The following is an 8801-nucleotide window of genomic DNA, read 5'->3' on the forward strand; positions in this document are numbered from 1 at the left end:
CAAGACTCCAGGCGGACCATTTCGATGATCTGATGGACCGCCTTCTCCTTGAACTCGACGGAATACTTTCTAGGCATAGTTCAATCCTTCCTTAGCTGAGGTAGGAACTAAACCCAGGACGCTTCAATGAGGTCGATTTCTCCCACCCGATAAGAGACGTTGGCAGCGATTATTTCTGCCCCACGTTCGCGCAGATAGCGCGCTGCAAACGCCTCTCCCCTTTTACCTAAGACTTGTTTATGACGAGGCTTCTTCGTGACCAAGCGGTGTTCTGAACTAAAGTGCATTGCGGTTTATCCTTGTGCGTCGAGAAATTCATTGGCTAGCACAGGACACCGCAGGTGAAAGGGCCTACACAAGGGACGCACAGGCAAAAAGACCCTAGCTGTGGATAACTACGCTCTGCAGCGCTTTTATCCACAGCTAGGGTACGGCGCTGTGTGCGCCGGCTTGACAAAGTTATTCCGGCATCATGAATTCCGGCTTATCCAGCTCCTCGATATTGACATCCTTGTATGTAATAACGCGGACGTAGCGCACAAAGCGCGCGGAGCGGTACATATCCCATACCCAAGCATCAGACATGCGTACCTCGTAGTAGACATCAGGCCCAGAGGTATGCGGAATAAGCTCTACCGCATTAGCCAGATAAAAGCGCCGCTCAGTTTCAACGACATAGGAAAACTGGCTGACAACGTCCCGGTACTCGCGGTAGAGAGACAGCTCTACCTCAGCCTCGTAGTTATCGAGTTCCTCTGCACTCACGGTGGACCTCCAGGTTGTGGGTTAGCTCGCTTTAGCTTAACGCGAGAAGCGCTAGTTTCTTGCTAGGCACGCGCGGCAAAATCCGCATGAGCGCGGCGGACATTCTCATAGCTCATCCGGTGCTCCGGGCACGCTCCAAGCGCCGCAATTGCGGCCTCATGCGCCTTGGTTCCGTACCCCTTATGGCTGGCTAACCCGTAGCCGGGGTACCGCGCATCCAGCTCGTACATCAGGTGGTCGCGGCTGACTTTGGCCAACACACTCGCCGCGGCGATACACCGCGCGGCCGCATCGCCGCCGATAATGGGCAGGTGGGGTTGGGTGAGGCCGGGGATAAAGAGGGCGTCGGTAAGCACATAGCCCGGACGTACCTCCAGGCGCGCAACTGCCCTGCGCATGCCGGAAATATTGGCGTGCTGGATGCCGCGCTTATCGATGTCCCCCGCCCCGATATGCACCACAGACCAGTCCACAGCCTTGTCTTTAATGAGTGGAAAAAGCTTCTCTCGTTGTTTGGGGGTGAGCTTCTTGGAGTCAGTAAGTTCCGACAACTCCTTGATCGGCCGATCGGGCATCACACAAGCTGCGATGGTGATTGGTCCACAGCAGGCACCGCGCCCGGCCTCGTCTACGCCGGCTACCGGGCCTAAACCGGCCTTGTTCAATGCGACCTCGAAGGTGCGTCGCTGTTTAAGCCGCCGCATGCGAGATTTCCGGGTGTTCCACCCCGCCCCAACGCGAAAGCGGCAAAATGATGGCCTCGACGCGCCCGCGGACATTGTCGACCGGGACGGTGCCCTGCAGGTGGTCACCCAAGTGCGCACGGGAATCGAGGGAGTTGGTGCGATTATCACCCATCACCCAAAGGTTTCCTTCGGGGACAGTGACTGGGCCAAAATACTCTCCGCCACACTCTCGCGAACCCACGCTGGCGTCTACGGGAATCTCCGGCGGATCGAGGACGAAGGCTTGGTCAATGGGCCTTCCATCCACCATGACCGCAGGATCGCCGGCCTGACAACTCACCGTCTGCCCGCCGGTAGCAATGACGCGCTTTACCAGGATATTTTCCCCATTGGGAAGCAGCCCTACGGCCGCTAGAGCATTTTGGGCTCCGCGCATGAAAATATTGTGCGAACGATTGACCTCAAACTCGTTATTCCACGACTCGGGCCCTTCAAAAACCACCACTTCCCCGGGCTTTGGGTCCGTGAAGTAATAGCTGACCTTTTGCACGGCGATACGATCGTTCTTGCAGCCAGGACACCCGTGCAGGGTCGGTTCCATCGACGCAGAAGGAATGACATACATCCGCCCCACCAGCGCCTGCAGGAGCACCAGCAGGACAAAGCCTGCCGCCACGGGGAAGAGAAAATCCCGGGTGCGCAGGCGTTGGGAGGAAGGCTTACTCCTGAATGTCCGGGTCATCGACCCCACCAATGCGGGTAAACGGCCAGAATACGAATTTCACCTTGCCACGGACGTTTTCTACTGGAACCGTGCCGTGGAACTTATCGGTCATATGGTAGCGCGAATCGGCCGAAGCAGTACGGTTATCGCCCATCACCCAGATGTTGTCCTCCGGTACCTCGACGGGACCAAAGTACGGACCACCACAGGCCTCCGAGCCGGTCGACTCATCTACCGGATACGTTGGCGGGTCTTGCACGTAGTCCTGCTCGATGGGTTTGCCATCTACCATGACAGCAGGATCGCCCTCCTGGCAGGACACTGTCTGTCCGCCGGTAGCAACCACACGCTTGACCAGAGTATTTTCGTCTGGCGGTGCCAAGGATACGAAGCTCAACGCATCCTGTACACCGTGAATTACCGGATTGGACGAGCGCGGTGAGACGTAGCTGGAATTCCAGTCCTCGGTGCCTTTAAACACGACGACATCGCCCGGCTCTGGCCCGCCGTCACCGTAGTAAGAAATCTTTTCCGTAAAGATACGGTCATTTGTGCAGCCCTCGCAGCCGTGCAGAGTCGGCTCCATCGAGCCCGATGGGATCACATACTGCCGGCCGATAAAGTTCTGGAAAAGTCCGACGATCACGAGAACCGTAGCCACGACCAGAAGGGTTTCCAGCAGCCATGGCATTTCTTTCTTCTTAGTCGTCTCTTTGCCTTGCTGGGTGGCGTCGCCCTGTACGGGGCGGGCCCCCTCGCCTTCCGGCGACTGTTCCTGCGAGATGCTGTCTTTATTCACGCGCTAGATCCTAGCAACCCCATGTCCGATTTCCGGCCTTATCCCCCTCGCGGCAGGAGGATTCACAGACAACTTTCCGTTTAGATCAGGGCTTCCAACTGTGAATTGAGCAAAATTGGGCATTGAAAAATCCCCTTCCACCCACAGCAGGGTGCAAGGGGAAACTGGCGCGCAGCGCGCTAGTACTAGCGACGCTCCTTGATGCGAGCCTTCTTGCCGCGCAGATCGCGCAGGTAGTAGAGCTTCGCACGGCGGACGCGGCCACGGCGGGAGACCTTGATGGACTCCAGGTTCGGGGAGTGAACCGGGAAGGTACGCTCAACGCCGATACCGAAGGAAACCTTACGGACAGTGAAGGTCTCACGGATGCCGGAGCCCTGACGACGGATGCAGATGCCCTTGAAGAGCTGTGCACGCTCGTTGTTACCCTCGATAACCTTTACGTTAACGTCGAGGGTATCGCCTGGGCGGAAGGACGGGATATCGTCGCGCAGCTGTGCTGCATCGACCTTGTCAATAATGTTGGACATGCCAATATTCCTTTTCAGTTTGGGACAGAGGACCCTAGCGGCGTACTGCCTAACCGGTTCGTGCCCGTTACATAGAACGGTGCACTATTTTTCCACATACGCCAGCCGGAACCAAATTCTCATATCGCACGCTGCCTTACCCGACCACGATTTTTCACCGCGGTGGGAGACATCTAGAAGCCTGCCTTCTTCAGAGCATCGGCCATAGCGCCGCCACCGCCGGCGCCACCTGCACCACCCGTGCGGCCGCGCGAGCCACCCCGGGATCCGCGCCCAGATTTGTGGCCAGAGCGCTTTCCTTCTCCCCTGCCGCCGGACTTGGCGGAACCGCGTGGGGAATCACCGCGGCGCTTAGGGGCCGGCTGCCCCGGTTCATCATCCAAACGGAGGGAGAGACCGATGCGCTGGCGCTCCACATCAACCTCCATGACCTTCACCTTGACCACCTGGCCAGAGCGCACGACCTCGTGCGGATCGGAGACAAACTTGTGGCTCATGGCAGAAACGTGGACGAGGCCATCCTGGTGGACTCCGACGTCCACGAAGGCGCCAAATGCCGCCACGTTTGTCACCGTGCCCTCAAGAATCATGCCCGGGGTGAGATCGGAGACTTTATGTACGCCTTCTTTAAAGGTGGCGGTCTTGAACTCAGGGCGCGGGTCGCGTCCGGGTTTATCCAGCTCGGCGATGATATCGGTCACCGTAGGAATGCCGAAATTCTCGTCTGCAAAGTCTGCTGGCGCCAGCGTGCTGAGTACGCGGGTATTGCCAATAAGTTCAGAAATACCCAGGCCCGTCTTCTCCGCGATGCGGGAGACGACAGGATATGCCTCCGGGTGTACGGCAGAGGAATCTAGCGGATCGGTACCGCCACTGATGCGGAGAAAGCCCGCAGACTGCTCGAAGGCCTTAGGCCCCAGACGCGGTACCTTCTTCAGTTCCTTGCGGGAAGCAAAAGAACCGTGTTCATTGCGGTAGGAAACGATATTGGCGGCGATGGTGGAATTGACACCCGCCACGCGCTCAAGCAGCGGGACGGAAGCGGTATTGAGATCTACGCCCACACCGTTTACCGCACTTTCCACGACGCCATCAAGGGTGCGAGCGAGCGCGGTCTGGTTAACGTCGTGCTGGTACTGCCCCACACCAATAGCCTTAGGATCGATCTTGACCAACTCAGCCAAAGGATCCTGCAAGCGGCGAGCGATGGAAACCGCACCGCGCAGCGAGACATCCATGTCGGGGAATTCCTCCGCTGCAAGCGGCGAAGCTGAGTAGACCGAGGCGCCGGACTCCGAAACCACCACAGGAGTGGGTCGCTGACCCCCAGCTTGCTTGATAAGGTCCGCAATTTCCTGGGCAAGCTTCTCGGTCTCACGGGAGGCGGTGCCGTTGCCGATGGCCATAAGGTCTACAGAATGCTTGGCGCACAGGGTCGACAGCGTCTGAACTGCTTGACTCCACTGGTTCTGCGGCTGATGCGGGTAGACAATGGCCGTATCGAGCACCTTGCCGGTTTTGTCCACTACCGCACACTTCACACCATTGCGATAACCCGGATCCAAGCCGATGGTGGCACGCTGGCCAGCAGGTGCCGCGAGCAGCACGTCGCGCAAATTGGTGGCAAAGATCTTCAGCGCGCCTTTTTCCGCAATCTCTTTCAGCCGCATGCGAACGTCCAGGCTGGAGGAAATACAGAGCTTGGTGCGCCAGCCCCAATGGACGGCGTCGGCAAGCCATTTGGAGGAGCGATCCAGCTCGAAGCGGGAGGCGATTACATCCTCGTAATCGGCGTCATCGCCGGCATCTAGTTGCAGCTGCAGCACTCCCTCATTCTCGCCACGCAGCAGCGCCAAAATGCGGTGCGAAGGCAGCTTGTGGAAGGGCTCGTTGAAATCGAAGTAATCCTTAAACTTCGCGCCTTCGGCTTCCTTGCCCTCAATAACGTGCGCGCCCATGGAGCCTTCAGTGAACATACGCTCGCGTACTTCACCCACCAGATCCGCGTCGAGCGCGAAGCGGTCCACCAAGATGGCCCGGGCGCCGTCGAGGGCCTTCTTGGTGTCCTCAAAGCCCTCGGTGGTAAAGGCCTGTGCCAATTCTTCTGGAGCGGCGTTGGGATCCGCAATGAGCTTATCGGTCAGCTCCTCAAGGCCGGCTTCGCGGGCAATATCGGCCTTGGTTTTGCGGCGCTTCTTATACGGCAGATACAAATCTTCTAGCCGCGCTTTGGTCTCGCAGGCAAGGATTTGCTCCTTGAGGGCGTCGCCAAGCTTGCCCTGCTCTTCAATCGCCGCAAGGATGGTCTCCTTGCGCTCTTGTAGTTCCTTTAGATAGTTCGCGCGCTCTTCAATGGTGCGCAGCTGGGAGTCATCCAGCCCACCGGTGGCCTCCTTGCGGTAGCGGGCGATAAAGGGCACTGTATTGCCCTCCGCAAGCAGCTGCAACGCGGTAGAAACCTGCGATTCCTTGACGTTGAGCTCGGCGGCGATAGTGGCCGCAATATTCACGTGGTCTCCTCACTCTTTCTCGAGGTTTGGGATTAGACCCACCCAATTTACCGCACGGCTCCTCTACTGCCTTCGCTTGCCGACGCCCCCAAGACGCACAAAACCTCCTTTCCCTAGGAAGGAAAGGAGGTTGCTATGGTGCGTTCTTAGTAGATAACCACGCGGGCGTTATCGCCGCCGGCACAGGAAACGCGCGAAGAGCTGCCGGAGCAGTACATGGTGTAGGTACCACCGGTGGCCGGCGAGTAGACGCTCAAGGTAGCGCCGGTTCCGCCGCCAGCGACCCAGTTATTCATAAACGCGGTATAGACGTTGCTGGCAAAGCCGCTGGAGGTCTTGGTAATCGCTGGATAGTAGCTAGTGAAGTCACTCCAAGAGTGCCCATTGCTACTGCCAGAAGACGCTGCCTGCGCCGGTGCTGGTGCTGGGGCGTCCTTGGTCTTGGTCACCGTGACCGGGCTGGAATCTTCATCCTCATCCTCAGCATCGTCCTGGGACGAGGAACCGGAGTGCTTGCTAGATCCGGAGCCGGAGCCGCTATTGGCATCAGCCTGCTGGAATTGACTATCGGCGGCCGCGCTAGTCGATGCATCATCCTTGGTATTGGTCACGAACATGATGACCATGGCTGCCACCGCGATGACCGCCACAATGGCTGCGATAATCGTGGCGCCACCTACGCCACCGCTTTGCTGTGGCTGGGAATAATACTGCTGATTGTACTGGGGCGGCTGTTGGTTATATCCACCGTAGTTATTGCCGTTGGGAGCCGTCATATTTTAGGGACCGCCTTGGGAATAGGAATCTGGAGGGGATGTCCCCTTTACTATAGCCCTAGAAGGCATATGCGCTGCAGTGTAGGCATGAAAAAGCGCTAAATAGTTTTCCAGATTCCGCTTATAACCCAGAATCCGTCCGCCACACAGCCGGGGCACCAAGCCCCATCTCCGTAAAACCGATTTCCGCACTGCCCACCCATGAGGCTGCCGGCGGCAAGCAGTCTGCTACTAAGGAAGCCACTGTGGCCAGCGGCTGCGTGGTCTCTGCGTTTACGATGAGCCGCCACACCGGAATTCCTTGTGGCCACTGGCCGAATCTGAAGCGATATTCCTGCGCTAGCGGGCTGCTTTCAGTGCACTCCTCCGCTTCCTGGAGAGCGAAAATGCTTAGCGGCTCAAAGCCCCGTGCCCGCAGCGTCTCCGGCAATACTTCGAGGCTATTCTCCCACTCCTGGGTTACTAGGAGTACGCAGAGGTCAGCGCTTACCTCCATTAGCCTTCACCCTGTGTGTTGGCTTCTTGTTCCAACTGCGCGATGAAGGCCTTGTCGTCCTTATCGAGCTCAGCCGCCTCCAAAAGTTCGGGACGGCGTTGCCACGTGCGCAGCAAAGCCTGTTCCCTCCGCCATGTGTCTACCAAACCGTGGTTTCCCGAGGTGAGCACGTCCGGCACGGCTAGGCCACGCCACTCTCGCGGCTTGGTATAGCTCGGGCCTTCCAAGAGACCATCAGAAAAAGAATCTTCCTCATGAGAGCGCTTATTTCCCAGTACACCGGGGATGAGTCGCACTACTGCCTCAGCAATCACCAACGTTGCCACTTCCCCACCGATCAACACATAATCGCCGATGGAAACCTCGCGCACGCGGTAGCGCCGAGCGGCGTCATCCACCACGCGCTGATCGATGCCCTCATAACGCCCGCAGGCAAAAACAATGTGCTCCTCATTGGACCACGCCCGCGCATCCGCTTGGCTAAACGGTTTTCCCGTTGGCGTCGGCACGATAAGCAGTGGGAGGTCGCTATCCTCATCGGCCGTGGCATCAACCGCATAGGCTTGTGCTTCTACCCCTTCTAATTCGTCGTGGCGCGGACGGTTTAGGTGTGGCAGCGCAGACTCTAAATTAGGCGCACTTTCCCGCGAGGCGACGCTATCGAGCGCCGGCCCCCAAACTTCTGGCTTCATAACCATGCCGGGGCCACCGCCGAACGGCGAGTCATCGACAGACTTATGCGCATCCGTAGCCCACTGCCGCAGGTCGTGCACACCTACTTCAAGGCGACCTTGTTCAATGGCCTTTCCCAAAAGCGCATGCCGCAACGGGTCTAGGTACTCCGGAAAGATGGTGATGACGTCAAGCCTCATAGGTCAAGCAGTCCTTCCGGCGGATCGATGGTGCACGTTCCAGCTTCCAGGTTCACCTCAGGAACAATGGCATGCACGAAGGGAATGAGCGCCTCCTTGCTGTTGTCGAGTTCTACCTCCAACAAATCCTGGCTTCCGCCGTGGATGATTGATGTGACCTTACCAACTTCCTTGCCAGCTAAAAGAACGCGCAGCCCTTCCAACTCGTGGTCATAAAAGCCATCATCATCACTGTCGAGCGGAGCGGCAAAGAACTTAGTACCACGTAGGATATCCGCCACTGTTCGGTCTTTGATCTCTTCAAAGGTAATGAGCAGCCTTCCCTTATGGCTCCGGACCGCCTTGATAGTTAGTGTGTGCTCCTTCTTGCCCTGCGTGCCATGAAGAACTTCCCCTACCGCAAAGCGCACCTCCGGTTCATCCGTAGTGGCTTCTACTACGACTTCACCTTTCACGCCGTGCGATTTAATCACGCGACCAATCATCAATTCCATAGCGGAAAGTCTACAACACAGAGGCGGAATCAAGCGGTGGATGCGCCACGCTTGAATAGTTCGTTAAGTATTTCACGTGGGGTTGCGCCGCCGAGGATTTGTCGGGGTGTTTCGTTGAGCTCATTTTGCACCCACGCGACATGTTCGGG

General features: G+C 57.8%; 11 protein-coding genes and 1 pseudogene. All 12 read right to left on the minus strand.

What is annotated here, in order from left to right; translation table 11 throughout:
* Nucleotides 1-107: 107 nt before the first annotated feature.
* The gene (locus QP934_RS11075) at nucleotides 108-287 is read right to left on the minus strand and encodes a YraN family protein (protein WP_419127551.1); all 180 of its coding nucleotides are present in this window, start codon (nucleotides 285-287) and stop codon (nucleotides 108-110) included.
* A gap of 172 nt (nucleotides 288-459) precedes the next feature.
* Nucleotides 460-765 (minus strand): DUF2469 domain-containing protein, encoded by a 306-nt coding sequence (locus QP934_RS11080; protein WP_005325239.1) that lies wholly within the window; start codon nucleotides 763-765, stop codon nucleotides 460-462.
* Nucleotides 766-827: 62 nt separating this feature from the next.
* The gene (locus tag QP934_RS11085) at nucleotides 828-1469 is read right to left on the minus strand and encodes a ribonuclease HII (RefSeq protein ID WP_419127552.1); all 642 of its coding nucleotides are present in this window, start codon (nucleotides 1467-1469) and stop codon (nucleotides 828-830) included.
* A complete protein-coding gene (gene lepB / locus QP934_RS11090) occupies nucleotides 1456-2193 on the minus strand; it encodes a signal peptidase I (RefSeq protein WP_419127553.1) in 738 nt (245 codons plus the stop codon). Before lepB (QP934_RS11090) ends, QP934_RS11085 begins: the two co-directional genes overlap by 14 nt.
* A complete protein-coding gene (gene lepB, locus QP934_RS11095; RefSeq protein ID WP_419127554.1) occupies nucleotides 2171-2974 on the minus strand; it encodes a signal peptidase I in 804 nt (267 codons plus the stop codon). Before lepB (QP934_RS11095) ends, lepB (QP934_RS11090) begins: the two co-directional genes overlap by 23 nt.
* Before the next feature lie 185 nt (nucleotides 2975-3159).
* Nucleotides 3160-3504 (minus strand): 50S ribosomal protein L19, encoded by a 345-nt coding sequence (gene rplS, locus QP934_RS11100; protein WP_005325245.1) that lies wholly within the window; start codon nucleotides 3502-3504, stop codon nucleotides 3160-3162.
* 173 nt (nucleotides 3505-3677) lie between these two features.
* Nucleotides 3678-6014, minus strand: coding sequence for a Tex family protein (locus tag QP934_RS11105; protein WP_419127555.1), 2337 nt, complete (start codon nucleotides 6012-6014; stop codon nucleotides 3678-3680).
* Nucleotides 6015-6160: 146 nt separating this feature from the next.
* On the minus strand, nucleotides 6161-6790 hold the full coding sequence (locus QP934_RS11110; RefSeq protein WP_419127556.1) for a hypothetical protein: 630 nt from the start codon (nucleotides 6788-6790) through the stop codon (nucleotides 6161-6163).
* A 121-nt stretch (nucleotides 6791-6911) separates the two neighbouring features.
* Complete coding sequence (locus QP934_RS11115; protein WP_419127557.1) at nucleotides 6912-7286, minus strand: hypothetical protein; 375 nt, start codon at nucleotides 7284-7286, stop codon at nucleotides 6912-6914.
* Entirely contained in the window at nucleotides 7286-8158 is an 873-nt protein-coding gene (trmD, locus tag QP934_RS11120) for a tRNA (guanosine(37)-N1)-methyltransferase TrmD (RefSeq protein ID WP_419127558.1), read from the minus strand. The genes QP934_RS11115 and trmD overlap by 1 nt, the downstream gene beginning before the upstream one ends.
* Nucleotides 8155-8652, minus strand: coding sequence for a ribosome maturation factor RimM (gene rimM / locus QP934_RS11125; RefSeq protein ID WP_419127559.1), 498 nt, complete (start codon nucleotides 8650-8652; stop codon nucleotides 8155-8157). The genes trmD and rimM overlap by 4 nt, the downstream gene beginning before the upstream one ends.
* Nucleotides 8653-8681: 29 nt before the next feature.
* Nucleotides 8682-8801 (minus strand): annotated as a pseudogene (locus QP934_RS11130) (IS30 family transposase); the annotation flags it as partial.

It is taken from the genome of Corynebacterium sp. MSK122 (assembly GCF_030229435.2).
GTDB classification, from domain to species: Bacteria; Actinomycetota; Actinomycetes; order Mycobacteriales; family Mycobacteriaceae; genus Corynebacterium; species Corynebacterium marquesiae.